The sequence below is a fragment of the Rhizobium sp. BK591 genome, from assembly GCF_014195045.1.
GTDB classification, from domain to species: domain Bacteria; phylum Pseudomonadota; class Alphaproteobacteria; order Rhizobiales; family Rhizobiaceae; genus Rhizobium; species Rhizobium anhuiense.
Genome location: NZ_JACIAZ010000003.1, coordinates 438,358 through 458,139, shown reverse-complemented (window position 1 = coordinate 458,139; position 19,782 = coordinate 438,358). Strand labels below are relative to the sequence as shown.

Here is a 19,782-nt window from a genome sequence, read left to right as displayed (position 1 = left end):
GCCGGCTAAGCCGGCTTTTCCGTCTGCGGCATCCACCAATTGGTGCGTTTGCCGATATGCATGTTCAGCGTCTTGGTCTCCGTGTAGTCTTCGACCGCATCACGGCCGAGCTCGCGGCCGAGGCCGCTTTGCTTGTAACCGCCAAAGGGAAGCTCCGAGGCGCCGTCCATGAAGGTGTTCATCCAGATCGTGCCCGCCCGCACCGACCGCCCGATCGTCAGGCAGGTGTCGAAATCGCGGCTCCAGACACCGGCCGACAGGCCGTAGTCGATGGAATTGGCGATCCTGATGGCTTCGGCTGATGTCTCGAATGTCAGGACCGACAGGACCGGCCCGAAGACTTCCTCACGCGCCACGGCCATATCAGGGGTGACCTCTTCGAGGATCGTCGGCGACATGAACTGCCCCATGCCGAGATCGAGCGTCTCGCCGCCATAAGCGACGCGGGCGCCGCTGCTTCTGGCGCCGGCGACATATCCCGATATCTTCTCCAGATGCTGCGGCGTGATGATGGCGCCGACCTGCGTCGAAGGGTCGAGGGGATCGCCGACCTTCACCGCCTTCGACAATTCGGCAATCCGCCTGACGACATCGGCAGCGATTGATTTATGAAGGACCAGCCGTGAGCCGGCATTGCAGCACTCGCCGGCATTGAAATATGCGCCGAAGACCGCGGCATCGATGAATGCATCAAGATCGGCATCCGGGAATACGATCTGCGGGTTCTTCCCACCCAGCTCCAGCGAAACCTTCTTCAGCGTCTGGGCGGCATTCGCCATGGTCAGCTTGCCGACGCCGGTCGAGCCGGTGAAGGACACCATATCGACGTCAGGATGCGACGTCATGACCGCGCCGACCTCAGGTCCCCGGCCGGTGACAATATTGACGACACCATCGGGAATGCCGGCCTGCTGCAGGATTTCTCCCAGCACGAGCGTCGATCCCGAGGTCAGTTCCGAGGGCTTGACGACGGTGGTGCAGCCGGCGGCCAAGGCAAACGGCAGCTTCTGGCCGACGATCAGGAACGGGAAGTTCCAGGGCGTGATGATCGACACCACGCCGATCGCTTCGCGCAGCACGACCCCCAATGTGCCATCGCCGAGCGTGTTGTAGCTTTCGCCGTGGAGGTCACGTGCGAGCGCTGCCGCGTAGCGCCATATGTCAACGGATCCGGCAATTTCTCCCCGCACCTGCGTGATCGGCTTTCCCGCCTCGATCGCATCGAGAAATGCCAGCTCCTCCGCACGCGTCGCAATCAGATCGGCGGCCTTGAGCAGGATGGCGGAACGTTCGGAAGCGGTCATCCGCGGCCACGGCCCAAGGTCGAAGGCCCTGCGTGCCGCGGCGATCGCCCGCTCGGCGTCCGTGCTGCTGCCCGTCGGGAAGCGGCTGACCACGACACCATGGCTTGGCGCGACACGCTCGATCGGACCGGAGGAGCCTGCCTCCCATTTGCCGTCGATGAGCATCTTGAAATCACGCGCTCTGTGGTTGCTCAGTGCCGTGGGGTTGACGAGGACCGTCATTACCATTCTCCCTTGAACGTTGCCGGGCGCTTCTCGCTGAATGATGCGACGCCCTCCTTCAGATCGCCGGTCTTCGCAGCGAGGATCGAGCCCAGGGCTTCGACCGCGGTTCCGTTGTCTTCGCCGTTCGCCGATGCGATCATCAACTTCGCGATCTCGGTCGCAGCCGGCCCCCTTGCAGCAATCCGCTGCGCATATTCCTTGGCAGCGGCCAGCGCGTTTCCTGTGGGAACAACCGCGTCCACGATCCCGAGAAGGCGTGCCTCCTCGGCGGTGAATATCTCGCCACCCAGGGCCATACGCCGGACGGCCTGCGCCCCGAACCGGCGCACAAGACGCTGCGTCCCGGACCAGCCCGGCACCATGCCAAGGCCGGTCTCCGGCAGGCCGATCTTGATGTGCTGCTCGGCGAGGCGAATGTCCGCGACGCCCGCAAGCTCAAGCCCTCCTCCGAGAGCGTGGCCGTTCAGAGCCGCGACCAACGGCACCCTGAGTGTCGCCAGTCTTTCGAAAATACGGTGGCCGTGGCGAACCCAGAGATGACCGAACTCCTGAGGCAACATTCCGCCCCAGGCCTTGATATCGCCACCGGCGGAAAAGCCCTTTCCTTCGCCCGTGAGAATGGCAGCGCGCACATTGGCGTTCGCCTCCACCTCGTCAGCCGCATCCGCCAGCGCTTTCAGCATGTCCAGGTCGAGCGCGTTCAGCTTCTCCGGACGAGAAATCGTCAGCGTCGCAACATGTCCATCGACGTCAATTCTGACGGATCCGCTAGCCATGGAAGCTGCCCTCCAGCGTGCGTGCCTTTTTTTCTGGAAGCGACAGGCCGATCGCTGCCTCCGCGAAGAGCGCCGCGTCCATGACCTTCAGATCAGGCGCGACGATCAATGGAAACTCCGATTGATCGAGGATGTGGGACTGGAGATCGACGCCAGGGGCAATCTCGGTGAGGACGATGCCATCGCGCGTCAGCTTCATCACGCACCGCTCGGTGACATAGGTGATATCCTGCCCTTGCTCGATCGCGCGCCTACCGCTGAAGGTGACATGTTCGACCTCGTTGACGAGTTTCTTCAACTTGCCTTCCTTCTCGATTAGTAGCGCGCCATCGGCGATCGAAAGCTTCGCTCCGGCGTTGAACATGCCGGAGAAGACGATCTTCTTCGCCCGCGCGGTGATGTCGACGAAGCCTCCGGCGCCAGCCGTCACATGCGGCCGGAAGGAGAGCTTGGAGACATTGACCGAACCGTCTTTGCCGATCTCAAGGAAGGACAGCAGCGAGGCATCGAAGCCTGCGCCCTGGAAATAGGTGAACTGATAGGGAGACGGCATGTAGGCGTCGGCGTTGGAGGCGCAGCCAAAGGCGAAGTCGAGCAGCGGCACGCCGCCGACGGCACCCTGCTCGATCACCCAGGTGACTGCGCCGTGGAGCCCCTCCTCCAGCAGAATGCGCGGCACGTTGGCCGAGATGCCGAAGCCGAGATTGACGCAGCTTCCCGTCTGAAGTTCCTGCGCGACACGGCGCGCGATGACTTTCTGAACATTGAACTCCGGGACGCTGAAACTATCGAGCGGGCGGAAGATCTCCCCCGAAATCGCCGGATCGTACTGCGTCTGCGTCGTCTGCTTCTGCTCCGGATCGACGACCACATAATCGACCAGCATTCCGGGCACACGGACGTCATGCGGCTTCAGCGAGCCTTCCTTGGTGATCCGCTTGACCTGGGCGATGACGATGCCGCCATTGTTGCGGGCGGCCAGGGCCTGATCAAGTCCGCCGAGATAGGCGCCTTCATGTTCGTAGGTGAGGTTGCCGCGCTCGTCGGCCGTGGTGGCGCGGATTATGGCGACCTTGGGGACGATCGCGGGAAAAAACAGCCAGTCGTCGCCTTCGAAGCTGACACGCTTGACCACCGGATGTTCCGACGCCAGGCCGTTCATCGCGCAACCCTGCCGCTCTGGATCGACGAATGTATCGATGCCGATCTTGGTCAGGACGCCTGGTCGCTTGGCGGCGGCTTCACGATGAATGTCGAAAAGAATGCCGGAGGGAATGTTGTAGGCCGGGATCTCGTTGCTGGTGATCATCTGCCAGATCAGTGGCGGCTCTGATGACGACGGACCGGAGGGATAGGAGCCGCCGATGATGCGTTTGAGCAGTCCCTTCTTGGCGATATAGTCGACGCCCTTGATGCCGCTCATGTCGCCGGCAGCGATCGGGTGAAGGGTGGTAATGTCCTTGGGATGACCGGTCGCATCGAAACGTTCGCCGATCGCCTTCAGCATCAGGTTCGGGCAGCCGAGACCGCTCGAAGACGACACCGTGACAACAGCGCCATCCGGGATCAGCGCGGCCGCTTCGGCCGGGGTGAGGTGCTTCTTCATTGGCATTAGACAGAGTCCTGTTTGATCTTGACGCTCATGCCGGCTCCACAGCTCTCGCGAACGACCAGCCGGACGGCTGTTGTCACCGTCTCCGCCTCGGCCTTACCCGCACTGATTTGCTTGAGAAGCATCTGCGCGCCGCGGCGCCCAATGCCTTGCGGATCGACCGAGACCGTTGTCAGCGCCGGAACCGCCGCCTGAGCCTCGATGACGTCATCGAAACCCACGACCGCGAAGTCGGAGCCGGGCTCCAGACGGCGCGCGCGCAACCCGTCGCAAACACCGAAGGCGACGGCATCGTTGAAGCAGACGGCCGCCGTCGGTCTGTCGGTAAGAACGAGCGCTTTTCCGATCGCCTCGACCCCGCCGGCGCGCGACGGCGCCGACGAGACGACAAGTTCTTGGTGGTAGTCGAGCCCGGCTGCTTCCATGCCGCTTCGGTAACCGGCAAGGCGGTCGTCGAAAACGGCGGTGTCGGGAAAACCGCCGAGGAAAGCGATGCGCTTGTGGCCGAGCCCCGCCAGGTGCTTGACCGCCGACATCATGCCGGCCCGGTTGTCGGAGACGATCGACGAGACTTTGGCGCCGGGCAGGTTTCGCACGACGACCACCACCGGTATGCCTGCCGCGACGAGCGGCTTGAAGTCTGCAGCATCGGTGGCGCGCGCCGGCGACACGATGAGCCCGGAAATGCCATGTTCCCGCATCGATGCGACGACCTCGCGCTGCCTGTCGATGCTCTCACTGGTGTTCGACAGGAACTGCACGAATCCGGCCGACTGAACGACCATGTCGACGCCGACTGCCAGCTCCGCAAAGAAGCTGTTCGTCAGATCGTTCACGACGACCCCGATGATCCGCGATTTGGCGCCGGCTTGGCGAAGATTGGCTGCGCCGCGATTGTAGACATAGCCCAGCTCGCGCATCACCGCATTGACCTTGGACCGCGTCCCCTCATTGACCAGGGAAGAGCCCTGAAGCACGAGCGAAACCGTCGATTTGGAGACGCCAGCCGCCTTTGCGATATCGATGACGGTCACCCGCGCCTTCGTCACCTCTTCCTCCGAACACCAAACGTTGATTGATCGTTAAATATTTGGAACGTTCCAATTCTGTCAAGAGAAATCTTAATCTGATGCCATTTATTGGCTATTTTCGGCGTAATGATTTTCTAATTGTCGCAGAACCCTTCATTTTAGAATTGGAACGTTCTAAAAGGACGACCCGTTACGCGCCATCGTTCGATTTTTTCGACCGATCTAAACACGAGCAATGCGCCGCAATCGGCAGACCTTCTGGGACAAGCCGGAAGGGCTTCTATCTGTGTTAAAAACTTTGCGACAAACTCAGTGGAGAGCATGGAGACATGAAACTGCGCGCCGAGTTGACCGGCCTGCCGCAACGCGAACAAGCACGGCGCTTGGCAACCGTTGCCGCGGCTTTGGTCGCACACATCGAGCGCATCGAACCCGACGCGTCCGAAGCCAGGGCCGCCCTGGCGGCAATCCGTATTGGGAGTGGCGATGGACGCCTGACCGGCCGATATTTCTCCGACCTCATTTACAGCGACGATGAGCGCGGGACACTCCGTCGGCTCTCCGAGGCCGTGGGAAAGCCCAGCGAAGACGGCTGGAACGCGCTGACGACGGCGGCCATGTACGTCGCCTGGCTTGTTTACCAGGAGACCGGCGATCCCATGCCGAATGATGTCAACGAGGTCGGAGAGGACAGCCTTGATCTGCTGGAGGAGCAACTAGCCAAACTCGGCTGAAGTCCCCTCGCCGCTCGCTGTTGCTCGTAACTATTCCATGGCTCGCATAACCGTCCGCATTTGTCTAGCGGACCTTCATCGGCTTCGTCTCGGGCGGGATGAGAGGCTTGTAGGAAGCGCCTCCGAGTTCCCTGACGTGTTCCTGCTTCGCCTGGACGATCAACTCGCTGTTCTGGAGACATCTGGCGGCGGCGGCGGCCATGACCTTGCCGGCCTGAAGCATTCCCTTATGCGCGTAGGAGGCCTTGCCTTGCGCAACCATCTGCCAGCTATGCGGAGGCGTTCCGTAGGCTGATGTCGCCATGTAGACCTGTCCGGTGGGAACGATCCAGCTGACGTCGCCGACATCGGTCGAACCGTGCAGGAACGTCGGCTTTTCCTGAAACTCGTTGATATGCGCGGAGAGGATCGTTCCGCGCTTCTCGATGCGCGCTTGAACGTCCTTGGGAAAAGTCTTCTGGATCTCCGCCGCGAACGCCTTCTCGCTGTTGGAGAAGGACGCTCCGCCGATCTTGCCGAGTTCCTGGTGAATGACGCCTGCCAGCGTGGCGTTCGGGATCAGGTCGGCAGAGGCTGCATCGAAGGTGATCTCGACCTCCGTTCCGGTCATCAGCGCCGCTCCGCGCGCCACGTCCTTGACCCGTTCGGTAATGTCGCGCACCTGATCCATCAGCGGCGCGCGGACCTTGTAGAGCACTTCGGCTTGCGACTGCACGACATTAGGCGCCTTTCCGCCGGTATCGGTTATCGCATAGTGAATCCTGCCGTCCTGAACGATGTGCTCGCGCAGGAAGTTCGCCCCGACATTCATCAGCTCGACGGCATCGAGCGCGCTTCGTCCGAGATGAGGTTCGAAGCCGGCATGCGCGCTGACGCCACGGAAGGTGAAATAGACCTGGTTCGTCGCCAGCATTCTTGCATGATAGGCGAGGTTTTCATCCCACGGGTGCCAGGTGAAGGCAACGTCGACGCCATCGAACAGTCCCTCACGGGCCATGAAGGCCTTGCCGCCACCGCCCTCTTCGGCAGGGCAGCCGTAGAAGCGGACCGTACCGGCAAGCCCGAGTTCTTCCTTGCAGGCCTTGAGCGCCAAGGCGGCGGCCAGCGAACCGACACCCAGCAGATTATGCCCGCATCCATGGCCGTTGCCGCCGGGGATGATGGGCTTATATCCGACGACCTCGCCCTCCTGGCTGAGATTGGGAAGCGCATCGAACTCGCCCAGGATCGCCACGACCGGCTGTCCCTCGCCGTAGCTTGCGACGAAAGCCGTCTCGATGCCGCCGGCCCGGCGCTCGACGGCAAACCCCTCCGCTTCGAGAAGGTCGGCGAGCAATGCGGCCGACTTGTACTCTTCATAGCGGATTTCGGCGAAAGACCAGATTTCATTGGCTGCCGACTGCAGCCCTTCCGCCTTGTCGGTGAGCACGCGCTCGATGATGTCGATATATGTCATTTCACCAGTCCTGGAATTGCTTGATCGGCGACCAGTTCGTCCTTGCTTCCGGTCGGAAGCGTCGCCGCCACGGCGAAGGTCACGACAGCGCAGCCGATGATCGCCAGGAAGGCTGTCTGATAATTCTGGTCTGTGGCGTGCAGGATGGCCCCGATCGCTGTCGGCGAGACGAAGGATCCGATCTGGGCCAGGGAGTTGATCAGGCCCGTCGCTGTCCCCACCGAGTGGCTGGGGTAATGTTTCATGATCGTCACGAACACGCTGATCGAGATCGCGTTCAGGAAGACGTTTGAAACCGTGAGATAGAAGAAGGCCAGCGGGATGGAGGAAGCGTTGGCCATCAGATAGATGAACGCCGCCGACACCAGGGCGCCGATGCAGATGAGATACTTTTCCTTCTTGTGGAAATAGCGGTCGAGCAGCCAGCCGCAGAACAGGAAGGACAGGAAGCCGAGCGTCGGCGGGATTGCCGAATAGGCGCCCATCGACATCATGCTCATGCCCTTGACCTTCACCCAATAGGACGGGAGCCAGGACTGGAGACCCCAAAAGACGATGTTGGTGAAGAAGTAGCAGAGGGCGATCTTCCAGGTCAGTGCATTCTTGAGCAACGCCGTGATCCGAGCTTTTTCCGACTTTGCCGTTTTCGGGCCGGCGGAGATCGAAGCCGCGCCGGCGACTGGCTTCATGACCAGATAGAGCGCGATCGCAAGAACCAGTCCGACCAAGCCGAGGGTGACGAACATGACGCGCCAGTTGAAGTAGGCAATCAAGGCCGTGGTTACCAGCGAGCCTACGGCAAAGCCGACAGAGGCTCCCGACTGAATGACCGATTTCGGCCTGGCCATGCTCTCCTTTTTGAAGTTCTCGGTTATGGCGACCGAGCTTCCCGCCGGAAAGACAGCCTCGCCCATTCCGACCAGGACGCGCGACACGGCGAGCCCCATGGCGGAGCTGACAGCGCCGCATGCGACCGTGCCGAGCGACCAGATACCGACTGCGGAGGTCAAGACCGATCGGGTTCCCAGCCGATCGACAAGGTATCCTCCGACGAGCTGCGTCAGAGAATAGGCGAGAAAGAATGCGCTGATGATCATCCCGGACTGTTCGGAAGTCAGGTGGAACTCGTCGACGATCGGAATGATGGCGATGTTGATCGCGGTCTTGTCGAGGAAACCGACGACCCAGCAGACAAACAGCATCGCAACAATGACGTGCCTTCGCTTGATTTGACTAAGCATGGAATGCTCCCCTTTTTTGAGCGTTTATAAAACATGCTTAATATGTGAGCAGTCGCTTTTGGATGTTGAAACACACATCATGCTCGGTTTATTTATGTGAAAAGACACAAGGTTGCCAACATGACGATCATGGACGAAATCGAGGCTTCGCTTTTGCGCCTGCCGGATCGACCTCGCATCAGCTGGCGGCGGGTTACGGGCCGGCCCATGGTTTCGGAGACCGACGCGCCGGAACCTGCGATCGGATTCAGCCATCACCGCGACGGCGACGACGCCATATTGATCGCCGATATTTCCTATTTTGCCGGGGCCATCTGCGAGGTGCGAATACCCGGTGCCCACGCTGAAATCGCCCTTGCGCACCTGCAGGAGATCGTACTCAGCACAGTCATCCGCTTTCAGAACCGCGCCGTCCAGGCCATGAACGCCATCAATCGCAATGTCCTCGACTCCCTCGATCCGAACGAGATCAACGTAAACGCGCTCGAGCAGACGCTGAGCGTGATAGCCGAGAGCGACGCGGGCGTCCTGAGACTTTACGACGAGGCCTCAGGTCTCCTCATTCCGGTGTCACAAGTCGGCTTCGACGACGATTATTACAATTATCGCATCAAGCCTCAGGAATCGATCTCCGGCAGCGTCTTCTCGACCGGAACACCCGTCCTGCTGAACTCGGCCGCCGATATCAGAGATGCCCATGCGAATCTGCGTGCGCCAAACGTTCGCTTCCTATCCGAACAGCGTCTCTCTCACAGCCTCATCTGCGTTCCCATCAGGACCGACACGACGACGCTGGGAACGCTGACCGTCATGTCGTTTCGGCAGGGCTCCGCCTATGGCGCATTCAGCGTAGGCCTGCTTGCGGCCGTGGCGACGCAGCTTGCCATCGCCTACAAGAAGTCGCAGGCCTACGAGCAGGCCGTTCGGTCGAATGAAAGCATCAACCGGATGCGGCTGGAGATCGAAAGGCGCAACGCAGAGCTGGCGCGCTCGCTCTCGGCCCATGACGACATCCTGTCCATCTTCACGCACCATCGGCCGCTCGGCGAACATCTGGACGAGATCGCGACCCATTACGGCATCGATTTCCACTATGCCGATATTTTTGGAACGACGTTCGGCTCCAAGGGATGGAAGGAGCCGAAGACGACGAAGGACGTGCCGGCCGCACTCCTCGACGGTGGCCTGCGCCAGCGAGAAAGCATATTCGTGCATCCCGTCCGTGTCGCCGACGACGTCGTCGGAACCTTTCGTTCCGAGCGCGGCGACAATGCAGGCTATTGCGCGGCGATCCTCGGCGTGGTTTCCGCTTTCGTCGCGCTCGAAATTGTCCGCAGCGCCTCACACGACGATATCCTCAACAGCAGGAAACGGAAGCACTTCGAGGTTTTAGGAAAGGATGATCAGGCCACATCGGGTGGCGCCGTCCGGTTCGGCTTCCAGATCAGGAAGTACTGCCAGATCATCTTTATCAGGCATGAGCAAGGGAGCGCCCAGAACCAGAGCCTGTTCCTGCAGAGAACGCTGCAGCAGGCGTTGAAGGCGGCGACGATCCGCAACCAGCTGTCATTCTATACCGATGAAGGCGTCTTCCTGCTGTTTTGCGCTGCCACCGAGGAGGCCCTGCGGACGAATCTGGCATCCATCGGAGACCAGGCGGTAGCTGAGGGATGGTGCTGCGGGGCGAGCCTCATTCAAAGCGCACCCCATCCTTATCCGGAAGGCGCCGCACAGGCTGTCGAGGCCGCGCATCTCATGAGCATGCGGCATCGGGCGGGCATCCTCATGCACAGCGAGACCGGCATCGACAGACTGCTGCGCAAACAATCCGCGGCTGATATCCTCGAATTCGCCGATCAGATACTCGCTCCCTTCGAGAAGGAAGCAAACGGCGACGCCCTTCTCAGGACCCTGGAAACCTACATCGAGAGCGGAAAATCAGCGTCCAAGGCAGCGGCCTGCCTCGGCATACACACCAACACCCTCTATCAAAGGCTGCAGCGGGCGCAGTTGTTGATGGGCAAGGACATCGACAACAAGGATGACTATCTGTTGCTCAGCCTGGCGTTCCACCTGAAGTCGACCTACGGTTCGCCGCGGCCTGCAGGCAGACGCAAAGCAACTTCCCCCTGAACGCTGGTTCGCCTATCTGAGAAAGATAGAAGAATGCCGGAGAGCCGTATTCCCCCAGCTTTCCGTCGAGCAGTTCCCACCGACAGACATTAGCGAAACTTTATCGTTTCTGACCAATGCTACGCAGACGTGCAACGCACCAGATCTGAAGCAGGACCGGAGGATGCCACACTCGTTTGAATCCATTCTGGAGAGCCTGCCTCAGGGCATTGTCCTGCTCGATCCTGCCAGTGCGGTAACGGCGTTCAATTCCCGCACGCTTGATATTCTCGGCCTTCCGGAAGGCGCCATCCGCAAGGGAATGGCTATCGACGGATTGTTGGGCGCCGACTGCCGTGCGGTGGCATCCCGGCGATCGGCGATCGGCAAACCGCATACGTCTCAGTTCGTACTTTCCGACGGACGGATGATCTCATTGACCTGCGCGCCATCGAAGGATGGAGGCTGGATCCTCAGCTATGAAGACATCTCGACGCTCATTCGCGTCGAAGACAGCCTGGCCGAACAACATCGCCGGTTCGACGCAGCCCTCAGCAACATGCCGCATGGGCTGTGCATGTTCGATTCCGTCAAGAACCTGATATTGTGCAACCCCTCCTATGCGCGGATGTACAATCTGCCGGACCTGCTGACGCAACCGGGGACGCCACTCGTGGATATCCTGGCCTATCGCAGCCGGGAGGGAAATGGCCCGGCCGATACCGCTACCTATTTTGATGTCGTTTTCGAAGCGACGGCCCGCGGTGCGGTAGCCAGCCAGAACATCGTGCTCACCGATGGGCGGGTTATCAAGATCACCCACAATCCGATGCAAAACGGTGGATACGTCGCCACCCATGAAGACGTCACCAAGACCGTGCGCCTTGCCGAAGAGCTGCGCCGGCATCACGATCAGCTCGAAGCGACGGTGAAGAGTCGTACGGCGGAAGTCGAGCGGCAAGCGCGGGAACTAGAACGCATGCTCACGCAGGAGCGGAACATCAACGAATTGCAGCGGCAGTTCGTGGCGATGGCATCGCATGAATTCAGGACCCCGCTTGCCATCATCGACGCCGCTGCCCAGCGGCTGCTGCGTAAACGAGGGGCGGTCGAACCCGAATTTCTCAGCGACAAGGTCGATCAGATCCGCGCATCGGTGAACCGGATTGTCGATCTCATGGAGAGCATCCTGTCGGCCGGACGCCTCGATACCGGCAAGATCGATATCAGCTACACCGCTTGCGCATTAAGATCATTGATAAGAACCTGCTGCGAGCGGCAGTCGACGATCGCAAAGACGCACAGCTTTGTTTTGGACATAGATGGGCTTCCCGAGTTCATCGATGGCGATCCCCGCACTTTGGCACAGGTCTTTACCAACCTGCTTTCCAATGCCGTCAAATACGCGCCTGGAACCTCCGAAATTCGCGTCACGGCATGGGCAGAGACAGGAAACGTCAAAGTTTCGGTCAGCGATGACGGTGTGGGGATCGATCCGGAAGACGTGCCCCGGCTGTTCCAGCGCTATTTTCGTGCCCGGACGTCGATCGGGATTGCCGGAACGGGTATCGGCCTCAATCTGGTGAAGCAGATCGTCGAGCTGCATAACGGCTCGATAGAGGTTCGAAGCGCAAAAGGATGCGGGTCGACATTCACCGTAACCCTTCCCATCAAGAGAAGCGGTAACGCTTCCGCGACCAATGACGCGGCCTGACGTTTCAGGATTGCTGTCCGCCATATCTACCCTATCCTTCTCGCAATAGAGGAGGATCACGCCATGGCTTTCATTCACACCCCCAATGCATCCGCCAGCGAGAAGACGACGTCGATGTATGCGTCGGCCGAGGCGAATTATGGATATCTGCCGAACATGTACCGGGCCTTCGGCCACCGGCCGGAGGTGATGGAGAGCTGGGCGGCGCTGCTTTCGAGCATTCGCAGCCATATGAGCCTCAGGCGCTATGAACTGGTGACGCTGGCGGCAGCCAAGGAGCTGAAATCCTCCTATTGCATGCTGGCGCACGGCTCGGTGCTGCTGCGCGAGGGTTTCACCAGCGACGGGCTCACGGCAGTTGTCAACGAGACGGAGAAGGCGCCGATCGATGCCGGCGAACGCGCGATCATGGCCTTTGCCGCCAAAGTGGCGCGCGATGCGACGTCGGTCACCCAGCAGGATATAGACGGGCTGAAAAAACACGGACTGAGCGATGCCGATGTCTTCGACGTCACGGCTGCGGCCGCGGCCCGGTGTTTCTTCTCGAAAATGCTGGATGCGCTGGGCGCTGCACCCGACCACGCCTATATCGAGCGGCTGGAGCCGAATGTGCGAAAGACACTCAGCGTCGGCCGGGAGGTGGAGCGGCCTCTGGCGCCCTCACCGTCTCGTGGCACATCGCAATGATGCGATGACCGAGGGCGCCTGCTCCTGCGGCCCCCTGTTCCCCTGCGGCCCTACTCCTGTGGTTTGTCCGCAAAATGCCGGATCGCAAATTCGGCGATGTTCTGGCTCGATCGGTCGGCATCGTCGAGCAGCGAGGGAAACAGCTGCCATTGATGCGGCATTCCCGGCCAGACCTCGGTGGTGACGTCCACTCCCGCTTGGCGCGCCTTGTCGGCGAGCCGCAGCGTATCGTCCAGCAGGACTTCGCCGGAACCGACCTGCAGCAGCAGCGGCGGAAAGCCGGTCATGTCGGCATAGAGCGGCGAGGCCTGAGGATCGGTCGGAGACCGGGTGCGGAGATAGGTCTTGCGCAAGGTCTCGATCCAGTCCTTGCCGACCAGCGGATCGCTTTCGGCATTCGATGTCATCGATCCGCCCGTCGCGGCAAGATCGGTAATGGGGCTGAGCGCAATCACAGCCGCCGGCAACGGCTTTGCGACCTGCATCTGCCGCAGCACCGTCTCGATCGCGATATTGCCGCCGGCGCCGTCTCCGGCGACGATGATGTTCTCGCTCCGATAGCCGTTGTCGAGAAGCCAGCGATAGGCGGTCAGCGCGTCGTTGATCTGCGCGGGATAGCCATATTCAGGCATCAGCCGATAATCGACGAGAAGAACGTCGCTCGATGCGGCCTTGGCGAGCGAGCCGGCAATCAGGCTGTGCGTGCGGATGGAGCCGCTGGAAAAGCCGCCGCCATGGATATAGAGGATCACCCTTTGGCCGATCGGGTGATGAAGTCGGGCGGGCCACATCAGTTCGGCATCGACGCCGTCGGCATCGACCTGCCGGACCTGGATGCGCGTCGGTCCCGGCGTCGTCTCCATCAGCGTTCTGAAGGCCGTCCGCCGCTGCTGCAGGCTGTCGGCGCCGGCAAAGTGTTTCTTCCAAAGGCTGACGAGTTTTTCGACCTGCTCACGCGAGGCCTGGCTTTGCGGCCCAATGTCCTGCGCAGACACGCCGGATGCCAGCAACGCCATCGCAGTAAGCGCAGGCAACAGACATCCGAGCCGCCTTGCGAGCCTTCGATTACCGGCAGACAAAATCCGATTGTTCATCAACCTCTCCCGATGATGCGGGTCACGGCAGCATCATTGGCCAGTTCGCCCATGGGAGTCAAAAGGGTGACGGATGCCAATCCCGACCTTTTTTACTCCGCTCTTATCGCGTCGATAACAGCCCTGAAACCCGCCGACATATGGCGGCGGCTCGGATAGTAGAGATAGAGCGGTTCCTCCGGCTGACACCAGTCGTCCAGCACCTGGATCAGTTCGCCGCCGGCGACCGCCTTCTCCACGCGCGGCTCCCAGATATAGGCAAGGCCAACGCCGCTAAGTGCTGCCTGCATCATCAGCTCGTGATCGTCGAGCGACAGCGGCCCGGTCGGCTGAAAGCTCACGGTCTGGCCATCCTTCTCGAACTCCCAGGCATAGCGCGCACCTGATGGAAACATGTTCTGGATGCAGAGATGGCGCTTGAGCTCATGCGGTGTCGCCGGTTTCGGCCGGGTCTCGAAATAGGCGGGCGAACCGACGACGACCAGGCGGATGCGCGGCTTGATGCGCAGCGCGATCATGCCCTCGGTGACGCGCTCGCCGAAGCGGATGCCGGCATCAAACCCCTCCTCGACGATATCGACCAGCCTGTCTGTCGCGTTGATCTCCAGCTGCAAATTGGGGTTCTTTGTCAACAGCGGACCGATGATGCGGCCGATGACGAAGGGGCCGATCGAATTCGGCACGTTGATCCGCACCTTGCCGAAGGGCGTGTCTCGGTAGCGGTTCAGCGCATCGAGCGCTGCCGCCATCTCGCCGAAGGCCGGGTCAAGATGCGAGATCAACAGTTCGCCGGCCTCCGTCAGCGAGACGCTGCGCGTCGTGCGGTTGAGCAGGCGGATGCCGATCCGGTCTTCGAGATTGAGCACGGCATGGCTGACCGCGGAAGCAGTGACGCCCCGCTCCTCGCCTGCCTTGCGAAAGCTCTTGTGCCGCGCGACGGCGGCGAAAGCCGCGAGTTCGGACAGTTCGGTGGCGCGCATTGCTGAAATAAGCTCATCATAGTTTCAAGAATAACAAATCTTATACAGCAACGAATTTTCAGTCAAATTCACCTCGTCGGCACAGAGATGCCACCGCCAACCGAATAGTTCGAAAGGAATTCGTCATGAAAGTCTGGTTCATCACTGGTGCATCTCGCGGCTTCGGCGCGCTGATGACCAAAGAAGCCCTCGCATCAGGCGATGCCGTCATCGCCACCGCCCGCAACCCGAAGACCGTGACCGAGCAGTTGGGCGACCACCCGAACCTGCTTGCCGTCGCCCTCGACGTCACCAACGAGGCGCAGGCGAAAGAGGCTGCGGCTGCCGGCATCGCCCGCTTCGGCCGCATCGATATTCTCGCCAACAATGCCGGCTACGGCCTGCTTGGCGCTGTCGAGGAAGCCACGGCCGAAGAGATCGAGAGGCTCTATGCCACCAACGTCTTCGGTCTGCTGAAGGTGACGCGCGCAGTGCTGCCCCATATGCGCCGCCAGCGCTCCGGCCACATCCTGAACTTTTCCTCAATTGGCGGTTATTTCGGCTATCCCGGCTGGGGCGTCTACGGCTCGACGAAGTTCGCCGTCGAAGGCTTGTCCGAATCGATGGCCGCCGAACTCGAACCTTTAGGCATCAAGGTGACGATCGTCGAGCCTGGCTTCTTCCGCACCGACTTCCTCGCCGACACGTCGCTGGCGGTCAGCCCGGCCTCCATCGCCGATTACGAAGGCACGCCGGCCGGCAACATGCGCAGCTTCGCTGTTGATGCCAACCATACCCAGCCCGGCGATCCCGCCAAGCTTGCCGCCGGCATCATGACGCTCGCCAATTCGCCCAATCCGCCGCTGCGCATGCCGTTCGGCAGCGATACGGTGGCCGTCATCGAGGATCAGCACGCCAGCGTCGAAAAGGAACTTGCCGCCTGGCGCCAGCTCGCTTTGTCCACGGATTTTCCAAGCGAGGCAACGGGCTCGGCCTGAAGACCAAGGTGGGGCAGCCGTTGCCTCCCGAATCTCCGGGATGCGGCGGCTGCGCGCCGTGAGTGCAGGAAAGTGCAGCATGCGGCAAATTAGCGTTCGCCTCGCGTATGGAATGGCCTAGATCTAGGTTCGATCACCACCATGAAGAGGCGAGCATGTCCATCAAGTCCATCTGCATCTATGGCGCCGGGGCGCTCGGCGGCGCTATCGCCGTCAAGCTTGCAAGCCACGCCGAAAACGACGCCATCATCTCCGTCGTCGTGCGTGGAGCCCATCTCGACGCCATCCGCGACAATGGTCTCAGCCTGCGCGAAGCCGGTGCGGAAAGGCCGCTCAATGTCCGCCTCACCGCAACCGACGATCCCAGGACATTGCCGCCGCAGGATCTCGTCATCACCGGCCTCAAGGGGCATCAGCTGGCACCCGCTGCCGAAGGTATTGCAGGCCTCCTCAAGGAAGGCACCCGCGTCGTCATGATCCTCAACGGCATTCCGTGGTGGTATTTTCACCGCGATATCCAGAGCCGGCATGCCGAGCTGCAGTTCGACGAGCTCGATCCCGGCGGCAGGCTTTGGCGACTGATCGGGCCGGAACGGGTGATCGGCTGCGTCGCTTATCAAGGGGCAGAGGTCATCTATCCCGGCGAGATCCAGCTTGCCAACAACGGCCGCTTCGTGCTCGGCGAGCCCTCAGGCGAGATGTCGGCCGATCTCAAGGCGATCGCCGCGGTGCTGACCGACGCCGGCCTCAACATCACGACGACGGCTGTTATCCGTGACGAGATCTGGAGCAAGCTGATGGGCAATACCGCCTTCAACCCGATCAGCGCGCTGACCAGGGCGCTGATGACCGACATCATGGCGGATCCGGCACTTTCGACCACAGTCGGCAAGGTGATGAACGAGGTCCGCGCCGTCGGCGAGGCCTTGGGCGCGCGTTTCAGCATGACCGTCGAGCAGCGGCTCGAGCAATCGCGCCATATCGGCGCCGTGCGCACATCGATGCTGCAGGATCTGATCGGCGGCAAGGCGCTCGAAATCACGCCGCTGGTCGGCATGGTGGTGGCGCTCGGACGCCTGAGTGCCGTTCCGACCCCAGTCTCGGAAACGATCCTGGCGCTGGTGACACAATTGGATCGGGAAAACCAGCGCGACCGCTGACTGCGGAGAAAAGGAAAGGCCGGGAGAAACCCGGCCGCCTTGACTTACTTTCCGACCTGCTCGGCCCAATTCGGCGCCTTGCCGCCGCCATCGAGGAAGGTCATTGCCATATTCGCCATGAGGGGAGAGGCGAAGGTCTCGTAATGGGTGAGATCGGGCAGGATCGCCAGCCGGTTCTTCGACATGTTTTCCCGCATCCAGCCCGCATCGCGCAGACCGCCGCCGAGCTTGTGATAGAAGTCGACCATATGCTCGGGGCGGATCATGTCGGCATCGCCATAGATCAGCATGACCGGCATGGTGAGCTTCGCGACCGCATCGCTGTAGTCGGCGGGTTCACGCATCAGCGCGCCCATGGCGTCGAGCAGCTTCGGAAATTCAGAAACATCAGGCGCCACCGCCTTGTAGGAGAGGAACATCGGCGTGTCCTTCATCATCTCGGCCATGCCGGCGCCGACGGCCGCCTGCTGCGGCAGCATCTCCGGGAAGAAGCCGTTCTGCGCATAGGGTGCAGAGAGTATCACCAGCCGGCGCACCTGGTCGGGCGCGTTCGCCGCCATGTTCAGCGCCACCCCGCCGCCAAAGGAATAACCGAAGACGTCGAGTTTGTCGTAACCGAGCTGCTTCACCAGGATCGCGAGATCGGCGCCGATCGCCGGAAGCTCGATCGGCCGCTTGCCGAGCGGCGTGCGGCCATGGCCCTGCAGGTCGACGGCGATCACCTGGCGGTGGTCGGTGAAGATGGGCATGACCGGCGCGAACATCTCGATCTGCCCGAGGCCGCCGTGAAGGAGCAGCAACGGTTCGCCCTCCCCGCGGATCTCGTAGTAATAATCGATGCCGTTGACCGGCACGCTTCCCTTCCTGACCATCGGCGCTACGGCCTTATTGTCCTCGATGACAGGCCTTCCACTTTCAGCACCTGACATATCGGGTGCGGCCAGGAATGCGGCAGCCGTTGCGATCATCGAAATCAGCGTCATCTTCGACATGTCCTTGCTCCCATGTTTGCTTCGATATCGCAAGGACGGCGGCGATCATGCGTTTCCGACACCGCGCTTCGAAATTTCTGCCATCGGCCTTTATGCCATTTCTACATTTTCGCCCCTCTCTCCGAATGGATTTCCTATCGCAAGCGGCAGTAGCCTTTCGCCATCACTGCAAAGGTCAAAAAGCCATGCGAAATCTCATGTCCTCCGGTTTCCGGCCTCTTCGCCCCTACAGGATCACGCGCGGCAGCCGGCAGATGCGCGAGAGGCGCACCGCCCAGGCGTTCATCGTCTTCGGCGTGGTGCTCGCCTGTGTCGAGCTCTACGTCATTTTCGGCTGGCTCTGAGGCGGAGCGCGAAGACGTGAGCTGAAAGGCCAATTCCAACTTTTCCTTAACCGGCATGCTGGTAAAATCCTGGCGCAGAGACTTCAGACGCCGCGAGACCGATGCCGAAACCGAATTTCCGCTTCACCCATTACGATCTCAAGGAACAACGCGCCGGATCGGTCATCGAGGTGTCGTTGAATGCGGTGAACAATGTCCGGCTGATGACGTCACCGAATTTTCAGCGGTTCACCGAGGTTCTCGATTTCAAATATATCGGCGGCGTAGCGCGCAAATCGCCGATCAGGATCGCCGTGCCGGAAAGCGGCCACTGGCATGTCGTCGTCGACATGGAGGGCCATCACGGGCTTGCGGAATCCGCCGTCAAGGTGATCGCGGCGCCCGCAAATCAGAAGATGCCGCGGCCCTCCTGAATTTTACAGCACCCACGCATCTTTCGGACGCGCAAAAGCAAGCGCTGAAGCTGCTCTGTCGAAAAACCGTGATCACGAGACGCCCAATCCTGCCGATCGTTGATTGCGATCAATGAATCAGACCGCGACGTCGGTCACAGTTCTGTGGTCGCGAGGCTTACCCCGCGCCGCCAGTTGCAAGTCGGCTCCTCATTCATGCTCTGCTAGAGAGTGAGGAACAGCGGGCCATGATCTTCATCACCTGGGGGCAGTCCATGACTTCGAGCCCGATCGGTCGTATCACCAATATCATCGATCCCGGCGATGCGCTCGGTGAGGTCCTTTTCGGATTGATCATGGCGCTAACATTTACGGTAGGTTCAAGGCTCGTTTTTGAGGATGAAGGGTTAGATGTCCACGAGTTGATCGTCGCAACAATCGGATGCAACGTCGCTTGGGGGATCATTGATGCCGTGTTGTTCATTCTGGGTACGACGTTTTACAAGAGCAGACGGCTGCGCCTTTTTCGGCAAATTAAAGCCGCCAGAAGCGAAGCTGCGGCGCTTGAGATGCTCGCGAAAGAATTCCCGATCGAAGAAGCACCGTTTTCTGCAAAGGCCGGGGACGCGGACACGCTCTATCGATCACTCCTGACGCTTGCATCTCGGGCCGATCCTGTGACGGTGTCCCTATCGAAAGGTGATCTCTGTGCCGCCATCGCGGTCTTCTTTCTGGTCTCCATCACCTCCATTCCGGCAGTGACCCCTTTCCTTCTCATCGACAGCGCGCACCTAGCTCTGAGAGTCAGCAACCTGTTTCTCATCATGCTGCTGTTTGTGACGGGCTATGCGTGGGCGAGATTTTCGGGAGGCAGGCCTTTTCGCGCAGGGATGACGATGACTTCTCTCGGGTTGCTTCTGGTTGCAATAGCGATCGCTCTTGGCGGGTGAG

18 protein-coding genes are annotated in these 19,782 nt (G+C 60.8%); 9 read left to right on the top strand and 9 right to left on the bottom strand.

Features of this window, described 5'->3' with window-relative positions; genetic code table 11:
- Positions 1–5: 5 nt before the first annotated feature.
- The 4 genes from FHX10_RS15295 to FHX10_RS15280 are packed head-to-tail and all read right to left on the bottom strand — an operon-like array spanning position 6 to position 4,966.
- On the bottom strand, positions 6–1,526 hold the full coding sequence (locus FHX10_RS15295) for an aldehyde dehydrogenase family protein (protein ID WP_097545240.1): 1,521 nt from the start codon (positions 1,524–1,526) through the stop codon (positions 6–8).
- The gene (locus tag FHX10_RS15290; RefSeq protein WP_047619901.1) at positions 1,526–2,305 is read right to left on the bottom strand and encodes an enoyl-CoA hydratase/isomerase family protein; all 780 of its coding nucleotides are present in this window, start codon (positions 2,303–2,305) and stop codon (positions 1,526–1,528) included. Before FHX10_RS15290 ends, FHX10_RS15295 begins: the two co-directional genes overlap by 1 nt.
- Complete coding sequence (locus tag FHX10_RS15285) at positions 2,298–3,911, bottom strand: acyl CoA:acetate/3-ketoacid CoA transferase (RefSeq protein ID WP_097545241.1); 1,614 nt, start codon at positions 3,909–3,911, stop codon at positions 2,298–2,300. Before FHX10_RS15285 ends, FHX10_RS15290 begins: the two co-directional genes overlap by 8 nt.
- Positions 3,912–3,916: 5 nt before the next feature.
- A complete protein-coding gene (locus tag FHX10_RS15280) occupies positions 3,917–4,966 on the bottom strand; it encodes a LacI family DNA-binding transcriptional regulator (protein WP_097545242.1) in 1,050 nt (349 codons plus the stop codon).
- 311 nt (positions 4,967–5,277) lie between these two features.
- On the opposite strand from FHX10_RS15280, the gene FHX10_RS15275 reads away from it, so the two are divergent.
- Entirely contained in the window at positions 5,278–5,682 is a 405-nt protein-coding gene (locus FHX10_RS15275) for an Imm6 family immunity protein (RefSeq protein WP_097545243.1), read from the top strand.
- Between the two features lie 64 nt (positions 5,683–5,746).
- On the opposite strand, the gene FHX10_RS15270 is transcribed toward FHX10_RS15275, so the two are convergent.
- Together FHX10_RS15270 and FHX10_RS15265 are read right to left on the bottom strand one after the other, a co-directional pair.
- The gene (locus FHX10_RS15270; protein ID WP_097545244.1) at positions 5,747–7,138 is read right to left on the bottom strand and encodes an amidohydrolase; all 1,392 of its coding nucleotides are present in this window, start codon (positions 7,136–7,138) and stop codon (positions 5,747–5,749) included.
- Positions 7,135–8,379 carry an MFS transporter gene (locus tag FHX10_RS15265; RefSeq protein WP_047619894.1) on the bottom strand — a complete coding sequence of 415 codons (1,245 nt, stop codon included), beginning with the start codon at positions 8,377–8,379 and terminating at the stop codon, positions 7,135–7,137. The genes FHX10_RS15270 and FHX10_RS15265 overlap by 4 nt, the downstream gene beginning before the upstream one ends.
- 120 nt (positions 8,380–8,499) lie before the next feature.
- On the opposite strand from FHX10_RS15265, the gene FHX10_RS15260 reads away from it, so the two are divergent.
- The 3 genes from FHX10_RS15260 (at position 8,500) to FHX10_RS15250 (ending at position 12,892) form a co-directional block, all read left to right on the top strand.
- Positions 8,500–10,512 carry a helix-turn-helix domain-containing protein gene (locus FHX10_RS15260; RefSeq protein ID WP_097545246.1) on the top strand — a complete coding sequence of 671 codons (2,013 nt, stop codon included), beginning with the start codon at positions 8,500–8,502 and terminating at the stop codon, positions 10,510–10,512.
- 163 nt (positions 10,513–10,675) lie between these two features.
- The gene (locus tag FHX10_RS15255; RefSeq protein WP_184389593.1) at positions 10,676–12,205 is read left to right on the top strand and encodes a PAS-domain containing protein; all 1,530 of its coding nucleotides are present in this window, start codon (positions 10,676–10,678) and stop codon (positions 12,203–12,205) included.
- Between the two features lie 63 nt (positions 12,206–12,268).
- Entirely contained in the window at positions 12,269–12,892 is a 624-nt protein-coding gene (locus FHX10_RS15250) for a carboxymuconolactone decarboxylase family protein (protein ID WP_047619888.1), read from the top strand.
- Positions 12,893–12,942: 50 nt separating this feature from the next.
- Here FHX10_RS15250 and FHX10_RS15245 read toward each other — a convergent pair whose 3' ends face one another.
- Positions 12,943–13,986, bottom strand: a complete 1,044-nt coding sequence (locus tag FHX10_RS15245) for an alpha/beta hydrolase (RefSeq protein WP_047619886.1) — start codon at positions 13,984–13,986, stop codon at positions 12,943–12,945.
- Between the two features lie 92 nt (positions 13,987–14,078).
- On the bottom strand, positions 14,079–14,966 hold the full coding sequence (locus FHX10_RS15240) for a LysR family transcriptional regulator (protein ID WP_047619884.1): 888 nt from the start codon (positions 14,964–14,966) through the stop codon (positions 14,079–14,081).
- A gap of 125 nt (positions 14,967–15,091) precedes the next feature.
- On the opposite strand from FHX10_RS15240, the gene FHX10_RS15235 reads away from it, so the two are divergent.
- Entirely contained in the window at positions 15,092–15,943 is an 852-nt protein-coding gene (locus FHX10_RS15235; RefSeq protein ID WP_097545247.1) for an oxidoreductase, read from the top strand.
- Positions 15,944–16,098: 155 nt separating this feature from the next.
- Complete coding sequence (locus FHX10_RS15230; protein WP_097545248.1) at positions 16,099–17,103, top strand: ketopantoate reductase family protein; 1,005 nt, start codon at positions 16,099–16,101, stop codon at positions 17,101–17,103.
- A gap of 44 nt (positions 17,104–17,147) precedes the next feature.
- Here the strand turns inward: FHX10_RS15230 and FHX10_RS15225 are convergent, their stop codons facing one another.
- Positions 17,148–18,095 carry an alpha/beta fold hydrolase gene (locus FHX10_RS15225; protein WP_097623607.1) on the bottom strand — a complete coding sequence of 316 codons (948 nt, stop codon included), beginning with the start codon at positions 18,093–18,095 and terminating at the stop codon, positions 17,148–17,150.
- A 185-nt stretch (positions 18,096–18,280) separates the two neighbouring features.
- Between FHX10_RS15225 and FHX10_RS15220 the strand changes: the two genes are divergently transcribed.
- The 3 genes from FHX10_RS15220 (at position 18,281) to FHX10_RS15210 (ending at position 19,781) form a co-directional block, all read left to right on the top strand.
- Positions 18,281–18,439, top strand: a complete 159-nt coding sequence (locus tag FHX10_RS15220) for a hypothetical protein (protein WP_155295777.1) — start codon at positions 18,281–18,283, stop codon at positions 18,437–18,439.
- 101 nt (positions 18,440–18,540) lie between these two features.
- The gene (locus tag FHX10_RS15215; RefSeq protein WP_184389591.1) at positions 18,541–18,852 is read left to right on the top strand and encodes a DUF1883 domain-containing protein; all 312 of its coding nucleotides are present in this window, start codon (positions 18,541–18,543) and stop codon (positions 18,850–18,852) included.
- A 254-nt stretch (positions 18,853–19,106) separates the two neighbouring features.
- On the top strand, positions 19,107–19,781 hold the full coding sequence (locus FHX10_RS15210; RefSeq protein WP_097545251.1) for a VIT1/CCC1 transporter family protein: 675 nt from the start codon (positions 19,107–19,109) through the stop codon (positions 19,779–19,781).
- Position 19,782: the final 1 nt, after the last annotated feature.

Bases quoted from the DNA above. Each gene is read 5' to 3' on its own strand.
- FHX10_RS15215 (WP_184389591.1), top strand. From the start codon at position 18,541: ATGCCGAAACCGAATTTCCGCTTCACCCATTACGATCTCAAGGAACAA.
- FHX10_RS15285 (WP_097545241.1), bottom strand. From the start codon at position 3,911: ATGAAGAAGCACCTCACCCCGGCCGAAGCGGCCGCGCTGATCCCGGAT.
- FHX10_RS15270 (WP_097545244.1), bottom strand. From the start codon at position 7,138: ATGACATATATCGACATCATCGAGCGCGTGCTCACCGACAAGGCGGAA.
- FHX10_RS15210 (WP_097545251.1), top strand. From the start codon at position 19,107: ATGACTTCGAGCCCGATCGGTCGTATCACCAATATCATCGATCCCGGC.
- FHX10_RS15290 (WP_047619901.1), bottom strand. From the start codon at position 2,305: ATGGCTAGCGGATCCGTCAGAATTGACGTCGATGGACATGTTGCGACG.
- FHX10_RS15225 (WP_097623607.1), bottom strand. From the start codon at position 18,095: ATGTCGAAGATGACGCTGATTTCGATGATCGCAACGGCTGCCGCATTC.
- FHX10_RS15230 (WP_097545248.1), top strand. From the start codon at position 16,099: ATGTCCATCAAGTCCATCTGCATCTATGGCGCCGGGGCGCTCGGCGGC.
- FHX10_RS15250 (WP_047619888.1), top strand. From the start codon at position 12,269: ATGGCTTTCATTCACACCCCCAATGCATCCGCCAGCGAGAAGACGACG.
- FHX10_RS15260 (WP_097545246.1), top strand. From the start codon at position 8,500: ATGACGATCATGGACGAAATCGAGGCTTCGCTTTTGCGCCTGCCGGAT.
- FHX10_RS15240 (WP_047619884.1), bottom strand. From the start codon at position 14,966: ATGCGCGCCACCGAACTGTCCGAACTCGCGGCTTTCGCCGCCGTCGCG.
- FHX10_RS15220 (WP_155295777.1), top strand. From the start codon at position 18,281: ATGCGAAATCTCATGTCCTCCGGTTTCCGGCCTCTTCGCCCCTACAGG.
- FHX10_RS15265 (WP_047619894.1), bottom strand. From the start codon at position 8,379: ATGCTTAGTCAAATCAAGCGAAGGCACGTCATTGTTGCGATGCTGTTT.
- FHX10_RS15245 (WP_047619886.1), bottom strand. From the start codon at position 13,986: ATGAACAATCGGATTTTGTCTGCCGGTAATCGAAGGCTCGCAAGGCGG.
- FHX10_RS15235 (WP_097545247.1), top strand. From the start codon at position 15,092: ATGAAAGTCTGGTTCATCACTGGTGCATCTCGCGGCTTCGGCGCGCTG.
- FHX10_RS15255 (WP_184389593.1), top strand. From the start codon at position 10,676: ATGCCACACTCGTTTGAATCCATTCTGGAGAGCCTGCCTCAGGGCATT.
- FHX10_RS15295 (WP_097545240.1), bottom strand. From the start codon at position 1,526: ATGACGGTCCTCGTCAACCCCACGGCACTGAGCAACCACAGAGCGCGT.
- FHX10_RS15275 (WP_097545243.1), top strand. From the start codon at position 5,278: ATGAAACTGCGCGCCGAGTTGACCGGCCTGCCGCAACGCGAACAAGCA.